Source organism: Methyloferula stellata AR4 (assembly GCF_000385335.1).
Lineage (GTDB): Bacteria > Pseudomonadota > Alphaproteobacteria > Rhizobiales > Beijerinckiaceae > Methyloferula > Methyloferula stellata.
Genome location: NZ_ARWA01000001.1, coordinates 1,952,339 through 1,973,713, shown reverse-complemented (window position 1 = coordinate 1,973,713; position 21,375 = coordinate 1,952,339). Strand labels below are relative to the sequence as shown.

Genomic DNA, 21,375 nt, shown 5'->3' with positions numbered 1-21,375 from the left:
TCATGCTGAGGAGGCTGCGAAGGCCGCCGTCTCGAAGCACGAGGCTTCGTTCACACTCTCCAGTAGGAGATTAAACCGCATTCTCCGGGCGCAATTCGCGCGGCAGCGGGAAGAAGACGCTCTCATCCGCGGTCGAGACCGTCTCGACGACAAGCTCGAAGCGCTCGGCGAAGGCCGCCATGATCTCCTCGACCAGAACCTCCGGCGCCGAGGCGCCGGCCGTGATGCCGAGCGATGAAATATCGGCAAACAGCTCCCATTCGACATCGTCGGCCCGCAGAACCAGACGCGCGAGCTTGCAGCCCGAGCGTTCGGCCACTTCCTTGAGGCGCTGCGAGTTGGAGGAATTGGACGATCCGACGACGATCATCGCATCGACGGAAGCCGCGATCCGCTTTACCGCTTCCTGGCGGTTCGTCGTCGCATAGCAAATGTCTTCGCGCAGCGGCCCAATGATTTTGGGGAAGCGCTTGGTGAGACATTCGACCATGGAGCGCGTGTCGTCGATCGACAGAGTCGTCTGCGTGACATAGGCTAGATTGGCTTCGTCGGCCGGCTGGAAGTTCTCGATATCTTCCGGCGTCTGGACGAGGAAAATCGAGCCTTTCGGCAATTGTCCCAGCGTGCCGACGACTTCCGGGTGCCCGGCATGGCCGACAAGCAAAACCTGCCGTCCGCGCTGATGATGAAACTCCGCCTCGCGATGCACTTTGGTGACCAAGGGGCATGTCGCGTCGATTGCGAAGATCTGGCGCTTCTCGGCGACTTCGGGAATGGACTTCGGCACGCCATGGGCCGAGAAGATGACGGGCTTTGTGGTATCGGGAATCTCGTCGAGTTCCTCGACGAAAATAGCGCCCTTGGCTTTCAGCCCCTCGACGACATATTTGTTGTGGACGATCTCATGGCGCACATAGACGGGTGCGCCATAGATTTTCAGCGCTTCTTCCACCGCGTCGATTGCGCGGACGACGCCGGCGCAAAAACCGCGCGGCGCACAAAGCAGGATGCGAAGCTTCGGTTTTTTTTCCATGCGCTGATCCACTCAAGATCCTTATGGTTGTGGGGTGGCGGCGTATTGGTGTCAAGGGGCCGTCTTTAACCCTGTGGCCGCCAAGCCTTTAGTCCGTGAGGTAACGCACAGATTAAGTCTTGGCTGTAAACTGCGATTCGTCGACGCATATCACGTACAGAGGGCCGATAATGAGTTCCCCTGATCTCGCTGATCTTTTCCCAGGTTTTGCGGTGCATTGGGTCGATACGAAGGCCGGCCGGATTTTTGCCCGCTCCGGCGGGTCCGGGCCGCCGCTGCTCCTGCTGCACGGATATCCACAGACCCATGTCCAATGGCACAAGATCGCCGCCGATCTCGCACAACAATTCCGAGTGATCGTGATGGATTTGCGCGGCTACGGCTGGTCCTCCGCGCCGCAGAGCGAAAAAGGCGAACTCTATACCAAAAGGCTGATGGCCGAGGATGTGATCGAGGTCATGCAGGCTTTGGGGCATTTACGCTTTCATGTCGCCGGACACGACCGCGGCGGGCGTGTGGCCTATCGCCTGGCACTCGATCATCCCGAACGGCTCGAACGCGTGGCCGTGCTCGATATCGTCCCGACCGCCATGCAATGGCGCTATATGGATGCCGAGGCAGCCCTTCGCGTCTATCATTGGATGTTTCTGGCCCAGCCGGCGCCCTTTCCCGAAACGCTCATCGGTCCGAACGCGCTCTATTACCTCGAACATACGCTGAAGAGCTGGAGCGCCTTTAAAACATTGGACTTTATCGATCCGGCCGCGCTGGAGCACTATCGCCGCGCCTTCAACGAGCCCTCCCGCATTCATGCGAGCTGCGAGGACTATCGCGCCGGTGCGACGCTTGACCGCAGTATCGACGAAGACGATCTCGCAGCCGGAAAGAAGATCGACCGGCCCCTTCTCGTGCTTTGGGGCAACCGCGGCCTGCCCGGCGGCGCACCCCTCGATATCTGGCGGGAATGGGGGACCAATGTGTCCGGTCAGAAGATCGACAGCGGGCATTTCCTGACCGAGGAAAACCCGCAGGCGACGCTGACGGCGCTGATGGGGTTTTTTAGCGCCGCTCCTTGAAAAAACTCCGAAGCAGATCGGCGCCTTCGCTCTCCCTTATACCGCCATAGACCTCCGGCGCGTGATGGCAGGTCGGCTGCGCGAAGAACCGTCCGCCGTTCTCGACGGCGCCGCCCTTCGGATCGTAGGCCGCGAAATAGACGCGGCGCAACCGGGCAAAGGAGATCGCCCCAGCGCACATGGCGCAAGGCTCAAGCGTCACGTAGAGATCGCAGTCGTTGAGCCGTTCCGAATCGAGTTCGCGGCAGGCCGCGCGGATGACCAGCATTTCCGCATGCGCCGTCGGATCCGCGTCGCGCAGGCTTTGATTGCCGGCGGAGGTCAAAATCTTGCTGCCGCGCACGATGACGGCTCCGACCGGCACTTCGCCGCGCTGCTGTGCTTGGCGCGCCTCGGCAAAAGCCCGCGTCATGGGGTCATCTCCTGCTAGAGACCGGTCAAATGTCATGTTTTTTGGAAACCTTGAGCATGATTTCGAAAAGATGCTGCGTTTTCGGATAAGATCATCGCAAGATTGCCATCCTGCGACATGATCGGATGATCAAACTCCATGATCGACAAAAGAGTCAAAAACGCCGCGCCGACCCGAAAGGGCGAGAATCCGCGCAAAGGCAAGCCGAGGCCCGAGCGCTCTGCCGTGGCGGCCAAGCCGGCCCGGCCGGGGCTTCATCGCAAGCCGAAACCGCGCAAGCAGGATGCGCGGCCGCCGCGCGACGAAACGGCCGGCATGCGCATCGCCAAAGTCATGGCGCGCGCCGGGCTTTGCTCGCGGCGTGACGCCGAGGTGTGGATCGAAGAGGGCCGGGTATCGCTGAACGGCAAAGTTCTGACGACGCCCGCGATCAATGTCGGGCCGGAGGATATGGTCACGGTCGACGGCGTGGCTCTGGCGCCGCGCGAGCGCACGCGGCTCTTTCTGTTTCATAAGCCGCGCGGGCTTGTCACGACGGACAAGGACCCGGAAGGGCGCCAGACGATCTTCGACTATCTGCATCAAAACTGGCCGGACGGTCCGCGCGTCATCAGCATCGGCCGTCTCGACATCAATACCGAAGGGCTTTTGCTGCTGACGAACGACGGCGGGCTGGCCCGCGTCCTCGAGCTGCCTTCGACCGCATGGGTGCGCCGCTATCGCGTGCGCGCTAACGGCAAGACCGATCAGGCCGTGCTCGACCGGCTGCGCGATGGGCTGACCGTCGACGGCATCGACTATGCCGGCATCGACGCCACGCTCGATCGGGTTCAAGGCGACAATGTCTGGCTGAGCCTCGGTCTGCGCGAAGGCAAAAATCGCGAGATCAAACGCGTGCTCGAACATATCGGGCTTTACGTCAACCGGCTGATCCGTGTGTCCTACGGGCCTTTCCAGCTCGGCGATCTGGCGGAAGGCAAGGTCGAAGAAGTACGCACGCGCATCTTGCGCGATCAGCTGGGACCGACGCTCGCCAACGAAGCCGATGCCGATTTCGACAGCCCCATTGCCGAACCGCATAAGGAGGAAGCGCCGCCGCCGCGCGGGCAAGTGCGAGCGCGTGGCCCGCGCGAAGCAGGAGGCGATAGTAAGCCCGCGCGAACACATGGCGACACCCCGCGTCCAAGAGGCCGGGATCACAAGCCGTCGCCCTTGCGCGGCGACCGGCGCGCATCTCCGGACAAGCGCGAAGCACCGGCGCCGGTGGAGCCTTCCTTCAAGCCGCGCGGTCCACGCAAACATATTTCGGCGATGCGCGCGACAGGCGCGACACCCGAACAGGGCGAACGCAAACGCAGCTTTTTAAGCGAAACAGCGGACCGCAAAGGCCGCGCAGTCGTTGTCGAGCGCAAGGCCAAAGTGGCGCCGCGCAGGCGCGAGGAGCCCGCGCGTGATCAACAGGAAGCCCGCGCACCGAGAGCTGCGAGCCGCTTCAAAACAGGAAATGCGGAGCGCCCCTCCGGCAAAACACGCACGGCTGGAAAGCCTTCGGCGCGACAGGACGCAGCGTCTCGTTCGCCGGACGGCAAGCGCACGCCGCGAAAGCCGGCGTCGGAAGCGGCGGCCAAGCCGGCAGCGGCCCGGCCGCAGGGTACCTATCCCAAAGGCACCTATCCAAAAGGCGCAAATTCGAAGAGCGCAAATTCGAGGGGTGCAAATCCCAAGGGCGCGCGGCCCGCGAGCGCAGCTCCCCGGGCCGGACGCCCGGTAAAGCCCGGCCGCCCACCGCGGCCGCGCTGACCCCATGCGGATTGTCGGCGGCCGTCTCAAGGGACGGGTCCTGAAGGGCCCATCCTCCAATGCCATTCGCCCGACGTCGGACCGGCTGCGCGAAACCCTGTTTAACGTTCTCGCCCATGCCTATGGCGATCCAGTCGAGGGCGCACGCGTGATCGATCTTTTCTCCGGCACGGGGGCGCTTGCCTTCGAGGCTCTGTCGCGCGGCGCAGCCTTCGCGCAAATGGTGGATGACAGCGACGCCGCGCGGGCGATCATCCGCGCCAATACGGACACGCTCGGCCTCGGCGGCGTCACGAAGCTTTTTCGCCGGGATGCGCGCAAGCTTGGCGCAGCCCCGCCGGGTGGCGCCTTCAGCCTCGCCTTTCTCGATCCGCCCTATGGGATGGGCCTCACTGAGCCCGCGCTTGCGAGCCTCGCAGCAGGCGGCTGGCTGATCGAAGGCGCTTTGGTGATTGTCGAGGAATTGGCCGAGGCCGAGATCGCTTTGCCTGCGGGTTTCACATTGCTCGAGACGCGCCGCTACGACGATACGCAGCTTTTGTTTTTGCGGGCACCGTAACTTGCTGCGTCAGTTTCTGTCGCCCTCGTCCTTCGAGACGCACGCTGCGCGTGCTCCTCAGGATGAGGGCTAGTTGCAGCTCTTCCCAAGCCCTCATCCTGAGGAGGGTCCGCAGGACCCGTCTCGAAGGACGAGGGCTTCGAGGTCATTTTCTGCGGCCCACTACGCCTTCCCCGCGCCGATATCTTTCCGGTAGACGGCCTCGGGCCAATCGATCGCGGCGACGGCCGCGTAAGCCTTCTCGCGGGCTTCCGCGAGATCGGCGCCGATACCGGTGACGCTCAACACCCGCCCGCCATCTGCGAGCAATCTTTTGCCGTCCTTCTTCGTGCCGGCCTGGGTGACGATGATGCCTGGCATGTCTTCGACCGCATCGAGACCTTTGATCTCCGAGCCAAGCTGTGGATCGAGCGGATAGCCGGGCGCCGCCATGACGACAGTCACAGCCTTTTTGCCGGAGAGCTTCACCGGATCCATCGGCATGTTTTCGTCCGAGCAAGCCTTGAACAACGGCAGGAGATCGGTTTGCAGTTGCGGCAGAAGCGCCTGGGCTTCCGGATCGCCGAAGCGCACGTTGAATTCGAGCACCTTCGGCCCATCGGCCGTGAGCATCAGCCCGGCATAAAGAACGCCGACGAAAGGCCGGTTCAATTCCGCCATGCCGGCGACCACGGGCTCGATGATTTCCTTCATGACGCGGGCCGTCAACGCCTCGTCCATGAGAGGCGACGGCGAAATGGCGCCCATCCCGCCGGTGTTGGGGCCGGTATCGCCGTCGCCGAGGCGCTTATAATCCTGCGCCGAGCCGAGCGGCAGCGCCCGCGTCCCGTCGCAAAGCGCGAAGAAGGAGACTTCTTCGCCGATCAGCTTTTCTTCGATGACGACGGTTTCGCCGGCTTCGCCGAATTGGCCGCCGAACATGGACTCGATCGCGGCTTCAGCCTCGGCGGCGGATTCGGCGACGACAACACCTTTGCCCGAAGCCAACCCATCCGCCTTGACGACGATCGGCGCGCCTTGTTCACGGACATAGGCCTTGGCGCTCTCGGCATCGGTAAACTTCGCATAGGCCGCGGTCGGCACCGCGAAACATTTGCAGACCTCTTTGGCAAAGCTCTTCGAGCCTTCGAGCAAGGCCGCGTCTTCGGAAGGTCCGAAAGCGGCGATGCCTTCCTCTTCCAGCGCATCGACAAGGCCGCGCACGAGTGGCCCTTCCGGACCGATCACGACGAAATCGATGGCCTGGCGGCGGCAGAAGGCGATGACAGCCTCATGATCGCCGCTGGCGAGAATGACGGATTTGGCCAGTCTTTCGATGCCGGGATTGCCGGGTGCGACGAAAAACCGGTTGAGCGAGGGGCTTTTGCGCAGGGTATAGGCAAGCGCATGCTCGCGGCCGCCGGCGCCGATGAGAAGAACGTTCATAATGCCAGTCTATGCCATCGTTTGAGGCCCGTGTAACGTCTGTTTTAGAAGCACATGAAGGAGCGGCGCATTTGACACATAAGCCCAGCCTGCGGGGCGTTTTAGCCTTTACCATCATGGCCCTCGGCCTTGCCCAGCCCGCGTTCGCCATGGATTGCCAGAAGGCAGCCTCACCCCTCGAAAAGGCGATCTGCGCCGATCCGGCGGCTCAAGCCGCGGATAAGGCGATGGATGGCGCCTGGTCGGCTCTCTACGGGCGCTCCTCGGAGGACGAGAAAAAACAGCTTCTCCAATCGCAGCGCGCTTGGCTGAAACAGCGCGCCAATTTCTGCGCCGAGGATAAAAAGCCCTCGGTCAAATGCCTGATCGACTGGACGCAACGCCGGGCTGCCTATCTGCAAGGCAAGCCAGAGTCGGGCCCCGGCACGGGACATGATCTCGTCCCGGTCATCGTCGCGCAGACGGCCACCGCCAAGCTCTATGAGCAGGATATCACCGTCTCGAAATTCGCCGCGCCGGTGCTGCCGGGCGAAAAGCGCTTCAACGTCGAAATCGATAGACTGCTGGAGGAAGCGCCGTCAAAAAAGGAGACCGACGATCAACGCGACATGACCTATACCTACGACCTCCATCTGCGCGTTACTTATGCCTCGCCGCAGTTTCTCTCGGCTTCGATGGAAACCTATCTTTTTTCCGGCGGCGCACATGGCAATAGCGGAACCACCGGTATCAACATCGACGTCGCCAGAGGCAAGGATCTGAGCTTCGGCGATGTGTTCGAGCCAACCGCCTTTCCGAAGCTCGAAGAGCTTTGCCTCACGCAGATCAAAGCGCAAAAGGCCGAGAAAATGCCGGATTACGATAAAAGCCCGGCCGCGATAAAGGAATTGCGCAGCACGATCGGCGACGATCTCAGCAAATTCGACAGATGGTCTTTTACGGCGGCGCAAGGCACCGTGAGCTTCGATCCTTACGAACTCGGCGCCTATGTCGAGGGCTCGTATGAATGCACCTTTCCGGTCGAAGTGCTGCACCGGTTCTATAAGCCCGGCAGCGTTTTGCCGTGAGGGATCTACATCGTATGCGAACCTTCTCCCTGTGGGAGAAGGTGCCGAGCGAATGCGAGGCGGATGAGGGGTTACGGTCTTAAAATTATAGAAGCTGTAGCCCCTCACCCGGTTGGCTCCGCCAACCACCCTCTCCCCCTGGGAGAGGGTTAGCGCCCAACAATAGTGCCTATCGCCGCCCGAACAATGTCTCGACGTCGGCGAGGGTCAGCTCGATATAGGTCGGGCGCCCGTGGTTGCATTGGCCGGAGCCGGGCGTGCGTTCCATTTCACGCAGCAGCGCGTTCATTTCCTCGGCGCTGAGATGGCGCCCCGCGCGCACCGAATGATGGCAGGCCATGGTCGCCAGAACATGGTCGAGCCGGCGCTCCAAAGGCACCGCCGTGCGCTCGTCTTCGGCGAGCACATCGGCGAGATCGCGCACGAGATGGACGACGTCGCCGCCTCTCAGCACAGAGGGCATTTCGCGCACGGCCACGGCGCCGGGGCCAAATCCTTCGATGACGAGTCCGAATTCCACCAGGCGCGGCGCCGCATCGATGAGACGCTCCACATCGGCCTCGGCCATTTCGACCACCGTCGGAATGAGCAGGATCTGGCGCTCGATTCCTTGCGTGGCCCGCGCGGCCTTCAACCGCTCATAGACCAGCCGTTCATGCGCCGCATGTTGATCGACGATCACGATGCCGTCGCGCGTCTGGGCCAGAATATAGGTGTCATGGATTTGCGCCCGCGCGGCGCCGAGGGGCGCATCGACAGCGGCTTGACCAGATGGCGCGGCCTCATGCGGCCGCGTATCGGCCTGCGGCATCACGCAGGTGTCGAACCGGTCCTGATGCCCCTCGGCGAAACCCGCCGGGCGCGCCGGCGATTGCCGCCAATCCCATTCGACCGCATGTTCCGAGATCCATTGCGAATCCTGCGCATGCGGCGCATGGCGATGGATGCGATCGAGCATGGCCGACGCCCCATTGGTCGGCGAAGCGCGATGCAGCGCACCTTCCAATGTCTGTTTCAACGCGCCGATGATAAGGCCGCGCACGAGGCCTTGATCGCGAAACCGGACTTCGGCCTTGGCCGGATGCACGTTGACATCGACTTCGCGCGGATCGCAGTGGAGAAACAGCACCAGCGCCGGATAGCGGCCGGGCGGCAGATAATCGAGATAGGCGGCGCGCACCGCGCCCAGAAGCACTTTGTCGCGAACCGGCCGGCCATTGACGAAAAGATATTGTGCCGAGGCATTGGCGCGATGCCAGGTCGGCAGGCCGGCATAGCCTGCGAGACCGAAGCCTTCGCGCTCGGCCATCACATGCAGCGCGTTGGCGCGAAAATCATTGCCGAGCACTTGCGCCAGACGCGCGAGAAGCCCCGCGTCCGAAGCCTCGCACGGCTTATAATCGAAGCTCGAAATATCCGGCCCTGAACAGACAAAACCGACGCCCCGATGCGCCATGGCAAGGCGCTGTACGACATCTTTCACGGCCTGGGCCTCGGCCCGGTCGCTCTTTAGAAATTTGAGCCGCGCCGGTGTCGCCGCGAAAAGGTCGCGCACTTCGACGCGCGTGCCGCGGCTCTGCGCGGCGGGCACGATGCCGCGTTTCAGTCCTTGATCGATGCGGATCGCAAAACCATGCTCGGCTTCGTCATTGCGGGTCGCGATGTCGAGCGTCGCGACGGAGGCGATCGACGGCAAAGCCTCGCCGCGAAAGCCAAGTGTCGCGATTGCCGACAAATCGCCGTCGGCGAGTTTCGAGGTCGCATGGCGTTCGACCGCGAGATCGAGATCTGCGGCGCTCATGCCGCTGCCATTGTCGATGACGCGGATCAGACGGCGCCCGCCCGCCTCGATCGCGACTTCGATGCGGCCCGCGCCTGCATCGAGCGCATTTTCGATAAGCTCCTTCACCGCCGCCGCCGGACGCTCAATGACTTCGCCCGCCGCGATGCGGTCGACAAGCAGAGGATCAAGGCGGCGGATGGGCATGAGACTCTTGACGCCAGCGTGACGGTGATTCTTTGGACTCTAACGCGTCCAGATTACATCGGCACGCACGCAATGGGCGGCAAGGCGGCTTTTACGCAAACTTCACAGGCAAGCCTGGCTAAACTTGGGAGCGAACCATCTCCCGTACGAAAAAGACAGGTGCCATCCTTGAGATTTGGGCCGCAAGATCAGATGTCGCCATTCATCTGATGGCGGACATTTTCGGCGAGGTGGGCATTGCTTTTGTCAATGACGGCCCGAAGGGCCGCCGCCTGCGGCGGTCGCGAAGCGATCATTGACTAAAGCTGCCCGCTCGCCATGCTCGCCGCCAAGAGATGATTGGCAAGCTGTGAATGACAATAGGGCTTTCGACTGCAAGCCCCTCATCCGGCTGGCTCCGCCGAGCATCTTCTCCCACAAGGGACTAGGACACGAAGGTCCTACATCCCCTCGGGCCTGCCCGCGACGGCGACCAGCAGCTTCGCATCGCCGAAGAGGTGCTTCGCGGCGCGCTTGGCGTCTTCCATCGTGACGGCGGCGATCAGCTTGTTGCGCTCGTCGAGATAGGTCACGTCATAGCCGTCGCTCTGCAAATGCACGAGCTGACCGGCGATCTTCGTCGATGTGTCGAAGCGCAGCGCATAAGAGCCGATCAGATATTTCTTCGCTTTGTCGAGCTCTTCCTCGGTCGGGCCATGCTCGGAGAGATTCGAGATTTCGCCCTGGATGACATCCATCGATTCCGCCGCGCGCTCGTTCTTGGTCGAGGTGCCACCGATCAGCATGGCGCCATGATCATAGGTCGCGAGCTGCGAGTAGACCGAATAGGCAAGACCGCGCTTTTCGCGCACTTCGCGGAAGAGGCGGGCCGAGAAAATGCCGCCGCCGAGAATGTGATTGACCACGGTCGCCGGCACGAAATCCACGTCCTTGCGGCCGATGCCTTGGCGGCCGAAGCGGATCGTCGATTGCGGCACGTCGACATCGACGACATAGCGCATGCCTGCGCCCGCCACATCGACGTCCCCGATGACGCCGAGATGCGACTTTTCCGGCAGATCGCCGAAGACGTCGTCGAGATGGCCTGCGAGCGTCACGGCATCGATGGCGCCGACGACCGCGATCTTCAACGTATCGCGAGCGAGCATCGAGGACCGCATGGCGAGAAGATCAGCGCGAGTCAGCGCCGGCAGGCTTTCAAGCTCGCCGCGCACCGGCGCGCTATAAGGATGGCCCGGATAGGACATGGCGCGGAAGGTCCGGCCCGCGACATAATCCGGATCGTTCACCTCGCGCTTGAGGCCGGCATAGAGCTGGCTGCGCACGCGTTCCAAAGGCTCCTCGTCGAGCCGCGCCTGGGTCACCGCCATGCGCAAAAGCTCGAACGCGCGGCCACTATTCCGGGACAGCGTCTGCATACGGCCGCCCAGCACATCGCGATCGGCCGAAAAGGACATTTCGATTGCATGATCGTCGAGCGCGCGATGGAACGCGTCCGAGTCGTAAGGCCCTGCCCCTTCGTCGAGCAGGCCGGCAAGCATGGTGGCGACACCCGGCTTACCTTGCGGATCTTGCGCCGCGCCGCCTTTTACCGCGAATTCGAGCGCGATAAGCGGCACCGCATAATCCTCGACAAGCCACGCTTCGATGCCGCCTTTCGAGACGACTTTCTGAACGCTCGCGGCGCGGGAGGGGCTTTCGGTCTTGGCCAGTGCTGTCATGTCCTAAAACGTCCAATCAAGGTGTCGCCGCGAACCCGTTGATTCGCGCGCAGAAGATGCGGCCAGCCGCTCGAGGCCTATTCCGCTGCTATGCCTTGTGCTTCCTGATGGACCGGCAGCAGGAAGCCGGTCACGCCGCGCCTTTTGTCGAGCCAGCGCGCCGCCTTTTTCACGTCCTCGGCGGTCACAGCTTCGATCCGGTCGGGCCAGGCCGCGATATCTTCGAGCTTCAAGCCCGTCGCGAGAGAGGCGCCGTACCAGCGCGCCAGCGTCGCCTGATTGTCCTGTGCGTAAATCGCCTCCGCCACGAGCCGCGTCTTGGCGCGGGTGAGATCGGCCTCCTCGATACCGTCGCGCACGACCTTGGCGACAACCGCGTCGATCGCGGCATCGAGCGCCTCGAGGCTGACGCCGGGCACCGGCATGCCATAGAGATAGAAGCGTGTCTGATCGACGGCCGTCCCGGCATAATGCGCGCCGGCTGCGACCGCGATCTTCTGATCGATCACCAGCGATTTGAACAAAAGGCTCGTCTGGCCGCCGCCGAGGAGATGCGCCAGAACTTCGAGCGCCTCGCCGACGCCGGGCTCGGCCGTCCGATAGGACGGCACGAGATAGACGGCCTGATGCGAAGGCTGTTCGACTTTTTCGTCGGCGAGTTTGACGAGGCGATGCGCCCGCGGCTCCGGCTCTTGCGGCCGGAAGCGCTTCGGCGCTTCGCCATGCGCTTCGATCTTCCCATAGATCGAGCGGGCAAGCTCGACGACCTCGGTCGGCTCGACATCGCCGGCAACGACGAGGATCGCGTTTTCCGGCGTGTAGAAGCGATTGTAATAGCCGAGCGCATCGGCGCGCTCGAGGCTTTCGATCTCATGGCTCCAGCCGATGATCGGCTTGCCATAGGGATGATGCGTGAAGAGCGCGGCTTGAACCGCCTCGTTCAATTGATCGGACGGATCGGAATCGGTGCGCATCCGGCGCTCTTCGAGAACGACGTCGCGCTCGGGCGCGACCACCTCGTCGGAAAGGACGAGGTTCTTCATCCGGTCGGCCTCATATTCCATGCAGACCGACAGATGATCCTTGGGCACGCGCTGAAAATAGGCCGTGTAATCATTCGAGGTGAAGGCATTCTCCTGGCCGCCGAAATCGGCGACGAGTTCGGAGAATTTGCCTTGCGGATTGTCGCGCGTGCCCTTGAACATCAGATGTTCGAGAAAATGCGCGATGCCGGACTTGCCCTGCGGATCATCCGCCGAGCCGTTGCGATACCAGACCATATGCGTCACGACCGGGGCGCGATGGTCGGGGATCACCACGATATCGAGGCCATTTTCCAGCTTGGCTTGCACGATCGCGGGGCCCGAGGGTTTCGCGGAAGCCGAAGCGGACGGTGTGAGGAAGAGGGAACCGGGAGCGGCCGGAATCTGACCTGACGACATAAGATCCATCGCTTTCATTCAAGAGCGCCCGGCCGGAGGCGGTCCACCGGCGCTCTATGATCTTGTTTCAACGCGTCTTTTGATGATCAGAAGACAGCGAAGCGGCAGCCTTCGCGGCGCCAGTTCGCACAGTTGATGAAAGCAATATAGACAGAAATTCCCAAACCGGCACCCCACCCCTGCGGAATTTCGCCGGGGTGGCATGCCTAGGTCAGGCCGGCTTAGTCGTTGTCAACCGAATGCTTATGTGCCTGCTCCTTGCGGATATAGGCCTGCGCATCGCCATCGTCGGGAGCGGTTTTCACCCTATCCGGCGTATCTGCGACTTTGGCCGTCGGCGCCCGGTAACCAGGCGGCGGCTCGGTCAAATATTTCCGGTCCGGCTCCTTGCCGGTCAGGACGACCGTTTCCTCTTTCTTCGATACGCCAAGCTTCTGGGTCACATAATCCCAGGCCGACCCTCCGCACGATGCGGCTCCGCCCAGCGCACCGCAGCTATCGTCTTTGTCATCCACGGTGATCGTCGTATCGCTCCGGCCCTTCATGAGCTCTTCTTTGGAGATTTCAGCCCGGGTGTTCGGCGTGATCTGCGGCGCCGGCCGGTGCGAGTCAGCTAGAGCTTTACGGCGGGCGGTCACGTCCGGATCGATCGGCCAATCCTGCGGATGGCCGGCGTTGGCGGCTTGAGGCGGCGGCAGATCCATCTTCGGCGGCACGACGAGCGGCGCGCGGGCACGATAATCAATCGAATCTTTGTCCTTATCGGCTTGCATGCCGAAGAAGCCCAAGAAGGAATTGAACGTATTCGTATCTTCGAAGGCCTTGGCCGGCACCGCATAGAACGCGCCGATCAAAAGCGCGGCGCCTGCGGTCGCCATGCATGTCTTCTGCGAGAACTTGAGATGATCGAAAGCCATGATATTCGCCTTTTTCACCGTAACACGCGGCGGAACCCCCGGACGACACCCGAAAACTCTATAGGTTTTCAGAGGCATGTCTTTGGAATTATGCCTCACTTCGCGGCGATTTGGTGGCAGTTTGGCTAATCCCGCCGGTCTCGCCCCTCCCGCCTGCCCTCTCGGCGAGCCGGAGAATGAGGGAGTCGTAGATGAGAAGGCCGACGCCCGCGACGATCGCGCAATCCGCAAGGTTGAAAATATACCAAGAGAAGCCGCCCACATGAAAATGGTAAAAATCCGCGACCGCGCCGAAGAAAAACCGGTCGCAGGCATTGCCAAGCGCGCCGCCGACGATGAGGCCGAGACCCAATGCGACGAGCTTCGTGCGCGCCCGCCACAGCCAGAAGGCGATGAGGAGCGTCGCAGCAAAGGTCGCAGCGAAGAGAGCCCAGCGCGCCAGCTCTGTATTGGCACTCAGCAGCGAATAGGAAATGCCCGTGTTGCGCGCATAGATGATGTCGAAGAAAGGTGTCAGCCGCACCGGCTGACGCTCGCCTATGCCGAAGACCCAGATCAGCCAAAACTTATTGGCCTGATCGGCGATCAGCGTGACGAGCGCGGCCAGGCCGCCAAGCAGCCGTGGGCTCATGGCCAAAGGCCCGCTGCCTTCAATTCGCGCAACGCCTGCGCGTCGCGCGGCGTCACATCGGGGAATTCGGGATCACTGCCGACGAGGGGCGAGATCTTCCACGAGCGTGCGCATTTGCGGCCTTCGGCCCGTGCGACGACGACGGCCACACCTGGAACATCCGGAAGACGGAAGGCCTCCGCCGGCCCCTCGCCCGCCTCGATCTTGAGATCCGAGGTGATGCAGATTTCGGCGAAGTCGATGCCATCGAGCAAAGCCCGCATGGCCGCATCCGCGATATAGACGATGGGCGCCGCCTCAAGCGACGAGCCGATGTGTTTTTGCGCCCGTTCGATTTCAAGCGCGCCGGTCACCACGGAACGGATGCGGCGGATCTGCTCCCATTTCGCAGCCAGCGCATCGTCGCGCCATACAGCCGGGATCTCTTCGAATGTTTCGAGATGTACCGAAACGGTGTCGCCATAACGCGCGAGCCAGCATTCTTCCGAGGTGAAGACGAGGATCGGCGCGAGCCACAAAGTCACGGCGCGGAAAATCTGCTCGATCGCTTCAAGCGCGGCGCGGCGCTTCTCGCTTGAGATCGGCTCGCAATAAAGCGTGTCCTTGCGGATGTCGAAATAGAAGGCCGAAAGATCCGTATTGAGGAAGGCCGACAGCCGTGCCACGACGCGCTTGTAATCGAAGCGCTCATAGGCATCGCGGATGTCTTCGTCCAATTCCTTCAGCCGATGCAGCATGAGGCGCTCGACCTCGCCCATGCGGTCGAAGCCGACGGTCGCATGCCGATCATAATGCGCGAGCGAACCCAGCATCCAGCGGATCGTGTTGCGCAATTTGCGATAGGTTTCGACAAAGGTCTTCAAGATCTCCGGGCCGATGCGCAGATCGTCGGAATAATCGGACGCAGCCACCCAAAGGCGCAGAATATCGGCGCCGGAATCCTTGATGACCGTCTGCGGCGCCGTGACATTGCCGAGCGACTTCGACATTTTCTGACCCTTTTCGTCCAAGACGAAACCATGGGTAAGAACAGCGTCGTAAGGTGCGCGTCCGCGGGTGCCGCAGCTTTCGAGCAGCGAGGAGTGAAACCAGCCGCGATGCTGGTCCGAGCCTTCGAGATACATGATCTCGTCCAGGCCGCCGTCGCGCAGACGATGGATTCCGGCGAGGCCCGGAAAATGAACCGGATCGTCGAGCGTGAACGTATGGGTCGAGCCTGAATCGAACCAGACGTCGAGCACGTCATTGACCTTCTCGAACAGCGCGGGATCGTAATCGGCGCCAAGAAAGCGCGAGGCGGCATCATCCGCGAACCAGGCATCGGCGCCTTCGGCCTCGAAGGCATCGGCGATGCGCTTGTTGACTTTATCGTCGACGAGAATTTCTTCGCTCTCGCGATTAACGAAGACGGCGATCGGCACGCCCCAGGCTCTTTGCCTGGAGACAACCCAGTCTGGCCGATTAGCGATCATGCCGGTGATGCGGTTCTCGCCCGCGGCCGGATACCAGCGCGTCTTTGCGATCTCTTTCAAAGCCCTGTTACGTAGAGTGTCCAGCGTCTGCAGATAGTTTGCCTCACCAGAGACGGCCCGCTGGGCAACATGATCGCCAGGCAAAAAAGTCGGAGAGCTGATCGGTCTGTCCAAAGCGATGAACCATTGCGGCGTGTTGCGGAAGATGAGCGGCTTCTTCGACCGCCAACTATGCGGATATTGGTGCTTCAGCCTGCCGCGCGCGACGAGATGGCCGGCCTCGATCAAAGCCTTGATGACGGCCTCGTTGGCATCGCCTTTATTGCCTTTGTCGTCGATGACGCGGCGGCCTTCGAAGCCCGGTGCTTCCTTGGTCAGGAAGCCGTCGGCATCGACCGTGTAAGGAATGCGGGTTTCGATGCCGCGTTCGGCGAGCACGCGGCCATTCGCCATCCATATGTCGAAGTCGTCGCGGCCATGCGAAGGCGCGGTATGGACGAAGCCCGTGCCGGTGTCATCCGTCACATGGTCGCCGTCGAAAAGCGGCACCGGGAAACTATAGGCAGGAATGACATCGGCCAGCGCATGCGCGCAGGTGAGACCGGCGAGTTCGGCGGCGGTGACTTCCCGCACCCGTTCGAAAGCATCGGCCTTGGCCGCCTTGAAGACGCTCTCGGCAAGATTGTCGGCAAGCACATAGGTCGCGCCCACCTTGGCCCAATTCGTCTCGGGCGCTGCCGTCACGCGATAGAGCCCATAGGCGATCTTATGCGAATAGGAGATCGCGCGATTGGCCGGAATCGTCCAAGGCGTCGTGGTCCAGATGACGACTTGCGCATTCAAGAGATCGGTCTGCCCGCTCGCGCCTTCGCATTTCAAGGACGAGACAGGAAACGCCACATAGACCGTGTCGCTGGTATGGTCCTCATATTCGACTTCGGCTTCGGCCAATGCCGTCTTTTCGACGACGCTCCACATGACCGGCTTCGAGCCGCGGTAGAGCAAGCCATTGGCCGCGAATTTCATGATCTCGCGGGCGATCTGCGCCTCGGCCGGAAAACTCATCGTGAGATAGGGATGATCCCAATCGCCGGCGACGCCGAGCCGCTTGAATTCCTCGCGCTGGATATTGACCCAATTCTCCGCGAAGGCGCGGCATTCGCGCCGGAACTCGATGACCGGCACGGCATCCTTGTTCTTGCCCTTGGCGCGATATTGCTCCTCGATCTTCCACTCGATCGGCAGGCCGTGGCAGTCCCAGCCCGGAACATAATTCGAATCCTTTGCCATCATCTGCTGCGAACGGGTGACGAGATCCTTCAGGATCTTGTTCAGCGCATGGCCGATATGAATATTGCCATTGGCATAGGGCGGCCCGTCATGAAGCACGAATTTCGGACGCCCGGCGGCGGTTTCGCGCAGGCGCTGGTAGAGGCCGATCTCGGTCCAGCGCGCCAAAAGCTCGGGCTCCTTCTTGGGCAGCCCGGCGCGCATCGGGAAATCCGTCTGCGGCAGAAAGAGCGTCTTTGAATAGTCCGGCCCATCCGTCTTCTCGGAAGCGGCCATTTTCGGTTGATCGTTCATGATATCCGGCTCATTCGAGCATTTCGTGCCAGGACCCTATGCAAAAAGCGCACGATGGGACCCGTTTTGCCACGAGATGCCGCTTAGATCATGTCCGGGAAATAGGATCAACTTTCCAGATATTAAGCCTGCGTCTAGGGCGGCGAATGTTTATATAGAATCGGTCCGATGCCTTCAGTCTTTTTGGTCGCATCGGATTTATCCGAAAACCGCTTCGCACTTTTCGGTCCGATGCTCTAGCTACGCCAATTGCGCGAGGCGCGCCACAGCGCCCATTGCCGCTGCCATTGCGGCAGGACGACCGGCGTCTTGAACGGGTCGTAGCGGCGCTTGTCCATCTGCTTCAGATAAAGCTCGCACAACGCAACCGGCAGAAACGGTGCCTGGCTGGCGTCGGGAAGGCCGGCGATGCGCGTCGCGAAGACTTCCAAATGGTTGCGCGCGAAATTGCGCATCTCCGCGAGCGCCGCGCAGATTTCGGGCGTCGCCCGCCCCAGCGCGAAATCCGTGCGATCGGCGCCAAACCGTTTCAGAAGTTCGCGCGGCACATAGAGCTGGCCGCGCGCACTGTGCCAAGGCAATGCGCGCAGAAGTCCCGTCACCGCATAGGCGATGCCGCCATGTTCGGCGACGCCGAGCCCGCCGCCAATATCCTCCGGATCGACGATGAGCCGCACAAGCCGGAAGAGATTGGATGTGGTCGCCGCCGCATAGACCTCGAAGGCGCCGATGTCTTCCATCGGTTCGTCATAAAGATCGAAAACACGCGCATCGATCAGCCGCAGAAGCGAATCCTTCGGCAGGGCGAAACGCTCGATCGTATCGAGCAAAGCCGCCGCGACCGGATTGGCTGCGACATCCCCCTCCCCGGGCTTTTCAAGCACATCGCGCCACCATTGATAGCGGATCTCACCGAGCAGAGGTTCGGAGACGATCTCGCGTACCCGCGCGATCTCGATGTTGAAGGCGTAAAGCGCATAGACATGTTTGCGAAACGCCTCGGGAACGAAGAAAGTCGCGAGCCACCGGTCGGAATCGTCGCGGCGCAGCATGGTTTCGCAATAAGCGTAATCTTCCGAGCGTTCTGGCATGGGATCCAATTCGCTTCAAATCGACGGGCGCGTCATATCTGATAATGGAATGTCTGTCTTGCCTGACGCCTGAGGACTCAGCAAATTATGGCACCGCCAAAAGCGCCGCGGCCACCAGACGATCCTCGCGCAAAAGGATCGAATATGTGTTGGCGGCGGCGCCCGTCGTCATCGGCTCTGCGACAATTCCGGCCTCGCGCAGGGCCTGGCGCAACGCTGCCGAAAGCGGCACGAGTGCCTGGCCCGTGCCGACCAAAAGATGTTCGATTGCGCCTTTGGGCTCCTGGAAGACCGACGCAAGCGAGGTGACGTCGATCTCGTCGGGTGTGTGCACGCTCCACGCACTGATGCCGGAGGGAAGCGCCAGGATCGAGCCCTTATGCGACATACCTCCGAAACGGAAGCCGCCTTGCCCATAGGCTTCGATGACATGTTTGCCGGGAAGAAAGCCTGAATATTTCGGTTCGCTCACGCGGCGGCTTTCGCAGCCGTTTTGCCCGTGCCCGTTTTGGCCGGGGCCGTCGGCGCAGGTTCGGGTCCTTCGTTGCGCAGGCCGAGATAGATCAGCATCGGCGAACAGATGAAGATCGACGAATAGGTCGCAACGAAAATACCCCAGATCATCGCGAGCGAAAAGGAGCGGATCACCGCCCCGCCGAATGTCACGAGCGAAAGAAGCGCGAGAAAGACCGTCGTCGCCGTCATGATCGTGCGCGGCAGAACGGCGTTGACCGAGAGGTCGATCAATTCATCGGTCGGCATTTTGCGGTATTTTTTCATCATCTCGCGGATACGGTCCAGCACGACCACGGTTTCGTTCAGCGAATAGCCGACGATCGTCAAAATGGCGGCGATCGATGTCGTGTTGAATTCGAGCTGGGTGATCGAGAAGAATCCAACCGTCAGCAGAAGATCGTGCATGGTGGCGATGATCGCGCCGACCGCGAATTGCCATTCGAATCTAAACCACAAATAGCAGAGCACAGCGATGATCGAGACGACGACGCCGAGCGTGCCGGATTGCACGAGTTCGCCCGAGACGCGCGGTCCAACGAGCTCGGTGCGGCGAATCTCATATTCGTCGCCGATGGCGTTTTTCACGCGGCTGATGGCGCCCTCTTGCGCCGCGTCGCCGCCCGGCTGAATGCCGAAGCGCAAAGTCACTTCCGAGGGCGAGCCGAAGCCTTGCACTTCCACATCGCCGAGATTCATTTTTTCGGTGGTCGCGCGCAATTGCGCGATATCCGCCACGCCGGATTTCGCCTTGAGCTCGATCAAGGTGCCGCCGGAAAAGTCGATGCCGAAATTCATGCCGACGCTCAGGAACAAGACGACGGAGACAATCGACATCACGGCCGAGAATGGATAGCTGATGCGCCTGAAACGCATGAAGCCGAATTTGGTATTCTCTGGCGCGAGGCGGAGAAGCTTCATCTAACTAACCTTCTACACATTCCTCATCCTGAGGAGCGAGCGAAGCTCGCGTCTCGAAGGATGAAGCCTCAGGATCGCCCTCGTGCTTCGAGACGCCCGCTACGCGGGCTCCTCAGCAGGAGGGCTGCGTATTATATCGGCAGGCGCTTCGGACGCGCGAATTGATACCAGACGGCGATCATCATCCGCGTCATGGTCACAGCGGTGACGATCGAGGTCAGAATGCCAAGGCCGAGCGATACCGCGAAGCCGCGCACGGGGCCGGAGCCCAGAAAATACAGGATCGCGGCGGCGACGAACATCGTCACATTCGAATCGACGATCGTCGCAAACGCGCGTTTGAAGCCGGCATCGAGCGAAGCGATGACCGAACGCCCCATATGGTTTTCTTCCCTGATGCGCTCATAGATCAGCACATTGGAGTCGACCGCCATGCCGATCGTCAACACGATACCTGCGATGCCCGGCAAGGTCAGCGTCGCGCCGAGCAAGATCAGCCCGGCGAAGATGAAGCTGATATGCACGAAGAGCGCGATATTCGCGAATATGCCGAACGTGCCGTAGGTGATCAGCATATAGAACGCGACAAGTGCCGCGCCCACATAGGCGGCGCGTTTGCCGGCATCGATCGAATCTTGCCCGAGGCCCGGACCAACAGTGCGCTCTTCGACGATCGTAAGCTTGGCGGGCAAGGCGCCGGCACGCAGCAAGACCGAAAGATTATTCGCCGATTCAACCGTGAAATGCCCGGAGATCTGACCGGAGCCGCCGGTGATCGGCCCCAGAATACGTGGCGCCGAAATGACCTTCCCGTCGAGCACGATGGCGAAGGGCCGCCCGACATTTTCAGATGTCACCTGGCCGAAGCGCTGGCCGCCGCGAATATTGAATTTGAAATTGACGATCGGCTCCTGCGTCCGGCTGTCGAAGCCGGGCGACGCATCGGTCAAGTCTTCGCCTTGCACCATGACGCGTTTCTCGACCGGGATCTTGCCCGGCTGATCGGTCTGATCGAGCATTTCGACATCGTTCGAATCGGCGCCTGGATCGGCGACGAGGCGGAACTCGAGCTTCGCCGTCGTGCCCAGAATTTCTTTGAGCTTATCGGGGTTCTGCAGGCCCGGCACCTCGACCAGAATGCGGTCGTCGCCTTGGCGCTGGATATTGGGCTCCGTCGTGCCGAGCGCATCGACGCGGCGGCGCAGAACCTCAATCGACTGCTCTACGGCACGTCTGATCTTGTCCTTGATACCCGCATCCGTCAGCGTAAGCTGAATAAGGCCGCTGCCATTGTCATTGACGTCCAGCGTGGACACGCGTCCTGTCAGTCCGGCGCCGACCGGCGTCCCAAGCTGGTGGAGCTTCGGCAGGATTCGGTCGCGCTCCGCCGCGTCGGCAATGCGCAATTGCACGCCGCGCGGCAAGATGCCTATGCCACCCGTGATCGAAACCTTCTCCTCGCGCAGCACGCGGCGCACGTCGTCGCGTAAATTGTCGACCTGCGTCTTCACCACCGAAGCGCTGTCGACTTCGAGCAGCACATGCGAGCCGCCTTGAAGGTCGAGGCCGAGCACGATGGTCTTGAAAGGCACCCAGGAGGGTATATGCGACGACACGACCTCGCGCGTCGCAGGCGAAAGCAGGCTCGGCACGATCACCAGGAAGGCCAAAGCCGTCATGGCGAGGATCGAAACGATTTTCCAAGTCGCGAAACGCAGCATGAG

General features: G+C 61.6%; 17 protein-coding genes. 4 read left to right on the top strand and 13 right to left on the bottom strand.

Annotated features, from left to right (window positions below; all coding sequences use genetic code 11):
• Positions 1 to 70: 70 nt before the first annotated feature.
• A complete protein-coding gene (ispH, locus tag A3OQ_RS0109720; protein WP_020175195.1) occupies positions 71 to 1,033 on the bottom strand; it encodes a 4-hydroxy-3-methylbut-2-enyl diphosphate reductase in 963 nt (320 codons plus the stop codon).
• 170 nt (positions 1,034 to 1,203) lie between these two features.
• Here ispH and A3OQ_RS0109715 point away from each other — a divergent pair, with 170 nt between their 5' ends.
• Positions 1,204 to 2,109, top strand: a complete 906-nt coding sequence (locus A3OQ_RS0109715) for an alpha/beta fold hydrolase (protein ID WP_020175194.1) — start codon at positions 1,204 to 1,206, stop codon at positions 2,107 to 2,109.
• Here the strand turns inward: A3OQ_RS0109715 and A3OQ_RS0109710 are convergent.
• A complete protein-coding gene (locus A3OQ_RS0109710) occupies positions 2,093 to 2,521 on the bottom strand; it encodes a nucleoside deaminase (RefSeq protein ID WP_020175193.1) in 429 nt (142 codons plus the stop codon). The two genes, A3OQ_RS0109715 and A3OQ_RS0109710, sit on opposite strands and share 17 nt — an antisense overlap.
• Before the next feature lie 138 nt (positions 2,522 to 2,659).
• Between A3OQ_RS0109710 and A3OQ_RS21920 the strand changes: the two genes are divergently transcribed.
• A complete protein-coding gene (locus A3OQ_RS21920; RefSeq protein ID WP_020175192.1) occupies positions 2,660 to 4,321 on the top strand; it encodes a pseudouridine synthase in 1,662 nt (553 codons plus the stop codon).
• A 4-nt stretch (positions 4,322 to 4,325) separates the two neighbouring features.
• On the top strand, positions 4,326 to 4,880 hold the full coding sequence (rsmD, locus tag A3OQ_RS0109695; RefSeq protein WP_020175191.1) for a 16S rRNA (guanine(966)-N(2))-methyltransferase RsmD: 555 nt from the start codon (positions 4,326 to 4,328) through the stop codon (positions 4,878 to 4,880).
• A gap of 162 nt (positions 4,881 to 5,042) precedes the next feature.
• On the opposite strand, the gene purD is transcribed toward rsmD, so the two are convergent.
• On the bottom strand, positions 5,043 to 6,305 hold the full coding sequence (gene purD / locus A3OQ_RS0109690; RefSeq protein ID WP_020175190.1) for a phosphoribosylamine--glycine ligase: 1,263 nt from the start codon (positions 6,303 to 6,305) through the stop codon (positions 5,043 to 5,045).
• Positions 6,306 to 6,376: 71 nt separating this feature from the next.
• Here purD and A3OQ_RS0109685 point away from each other — a divergent pair, with 71 nt between their 5' ends.
• Entirely contained in the window at positions 6,377 to 7,372 is a 996-nt protein-coding gene (locus A3OQ_RS0109685) for a DUF3298 domain-containing protein (protein WP_020175189.1), read from the top strand.
• Between the two features lie 169 nt (positions 7,373 to 7,541).
• On the opposite strand, the gene mutL is transcribed toward A3OQ_RS0109685, so the two are convergent.
• The 10 genes from mutL to secD all read right to left on the bottom strand — a co-directional run bounded on the left by mutL (position 7,542) and on the right by secD (position 21,372).
• Positions 7,542 to 9,359: a DNA mismatch repair endonuclease MutL gene (gene mutL / locus A3OQ_RS0109680; protein WP_020175188.1), complete on the bottom strand. Its 1,818-nt coding sequence runs from the start codon at positions 9,357 to 9,359 to the stop codon at positions 7,542 to 7,544.
• A 440-nt stretch (positions 9,360 to 9,799) separates the two neighbouring features.
• Entirely contained in the window at positions 9,800 to 11,080 is a 1,281-nt protein-coding gene (locus A3OQ_RS0109670) for a M16 family metallopeptidase (protein WP_020175186.1), read from the bottom strand.
• Between the two features lie 77 nt (positions 11,081 to 11,157).
• A complete protein-coding gene (locus tag A3OQ_RS0109665) occupies positions 11,158 to 12,531 on the bottom strand; it encodes a M16 family metallopeptidase (RefSeq protein ID WP_020175185.1) in 1,374 nt (457 codons plus the stop codon).
• A gap of 212 nt (positions 12,532 to 12,743) precedes the next feature.
• Positions 12,744 to 13,439, bottom strand: a complete 696-nt coding sequence (locus A3OQ_RS0109660; RefSeq protein ID WP_020175184.1) for a hypothetical protein — start codon at positions 13,437 to 13,439, stop codon at positions 12,744 to 12,746.
• 88 nt (positions 13,440 to 13,527) lie between these two features.
• Entirely contained in the window at positions 13,528 to 14,070 is a 543-nt protein-coding gene (gene lspA / locus A3OQ_RS0109655; protein WP_020175183.1) for a signal peptidase II, read from the bottom strand.
• Positions 14,067 to 17,126: an isoleucine--tRNA ligase gene (ileS, locus tag A3OQ_RS0109650; protein ID WP_020175182.1), complete on the bottom strand. Its 3,060-nt coding sequence runs from the start codon at positions 17,124 to 17,126 to the stop codon at positions 14,067 to 14,069. The genes lspA and ileS overlap by 4 nt, the downstream gene beginning before the upstream one ends.
• 236 nt (positions 17,127 to 17,362) lie before the next feature.
• Positions 17,363 to 18,217, bottom strand: a complete 855-nt coding sequence (locus A3OQ_RS0109645) for a phytoene/squalene synthase family protein (RefSeq protein ID WP_020175181.1) — start codon at positions 18,215 to 18,217, stop codon at positions 17,363 to 17,365.
• 85 nt (positions 18,218 to 18,302) lie between these two features.
• Positions 18,303 to 18,689, bottom strand: a complete 387-nt coding sequence (locus A3OQ_RS0109640; protein WP_020175180.1) for an Mth938-like domain-containing protein — start codon at positions 18,687 to 18,689, stop codon at positions 18,303 to 18,305.
• Positions 18,686 to 19,651, bottom strand: coding sequence for a protein translocase subunit SecF (gene secF, locus A3OQ_RS0109635; RefSeq protein WP_020175179.1), 966 nt, complete (start codon positions 19,649 to 19,651; stop codon positions 18,686 to 18,688). The genes A3OQ_RS0109640 and secF overlap by 4 nt, the downstream gene beginning before the upstream one ends.
• A gap of 131 nt (positions 19,652 to 19,782) precedes the next feature.
• Complete coding sequence (gene secD / locus A3OQ_RS0109630) at positions 19,783 to 21,372, bottom strand: protein translocase subunit SecD (protein ID WP_020175178.1); 1,590 nt, start codon at positions 21,370 to 21,372, stop codon at positions 19,783 to 19,785.
• Between the last annotated feature and the right edge of the window lie 3 nt (positions 21,373 to 21,375).

Bases quoted from the DNA above. Each gene is read 5' to 3' on its own strand.
- ispH (WP_020175195.1), bottom strand. From the start codon at position 1,033: ATGGAAAAAAAACCGAAGCTTCGCATCCTGCTTTGTGCGCCGCGCGGT.
- A3OQ_RS0109715 (WP_020175194.1), top strand. From the start codon at position 1,204: ATGAGTTCCCCTGATCTCGCTGATCTTTTCCCAGGTTTTGCGGTGCAT.
- A3OQ_RS0109710 (WP_020175193.1), bottom strand. From the start codon at position 2,521: ATGACGCGGGCTTTTGCCGAGGCGCGCCAAGCACAGCAGCGCGGCGAA.
- A3OQ_RS21920 (WP_020175192.1), top strand. From the start codon at position 2,660: ATGATCGACAAAAGAGTCAAAAACGCCGCGCCGACCCGAAAGGGCGAG.
- rsmD (WP_020175191.1), top strand. From the start codon at position 4,326: ATGCGGATTGTCGGCGGCCGTCTCAAGGGACGGGTCCTGAAGGGCCCA.
- purD (WP_020175190.1), bottom strand. From the start codon at position 6,305: ATGAACGTTCTTCTCATCGGCGCCGGCGGCCGCGAGCATGCGCTTGCC.
- mutL (WP_020175188.1), bottom strand. From the start codon at position 9,359: ATGCCCATCCGCCGCCTTGATCCTCTGCTTGTCGACCGCATCGCGGCG.
- A3OQ_RS0109670 (WP_020175186.1), bottom strand. From the start codon at position 11,080: ATGACAGCACTGGCCAAGACCGAAAGCCCCTCCCGCGCCGCGAGCGTT.
- A3OQ_RS0109665 (WP_020175185.1), bottom strand. From the start codon at position 12,531: ATGGATCTTATGTCGTCAGGTCAGATTCCGGCCGCTCCCGGTTCCCTC.
- A3OQ_RS0109660 (WP_020175184.1), bottom strand. From the start codon at position 13,439: ATGGCTTTCGATCATCTCAAGTTCTCGCAGAAGACATGCATGGCGACC.
- lspA (WP_020175183.1), bottom strand. From the start codon at position 14,070: ATGAGCCCACGGCTGCTTGGCGGCCTGGCCGCGCTCGTCACGCTGATC.
- ileS (WP_020175182.1), bottom strand. From the start codon at position 17,126: ATGAACGATCAACCGAAAATGGCCGCTTCCGAGAAGACGGATGGGCCG.
- A3OQ_RS0109645 (WP_020175181.1), bottom strand. From the start codon at position 18,217: ATGCCAGAACGCTCGGAAGATTACGCTTATTGCGAAACCATGCTGCGC.
- secF (WP_020175179.1), bottom strand. From the start codon at position 19,651: ATGAAGCTTCTCCGCCTCGCGCCAGAGAATACCAAATTCGGCTTCATG.
- secD (WP_020175178.1), bottom strand. From the start codon at position 21,372: ATGCTGCGTTTCGCGACTTGGAAAATCGTTTCGATCCTCGCCATGACG.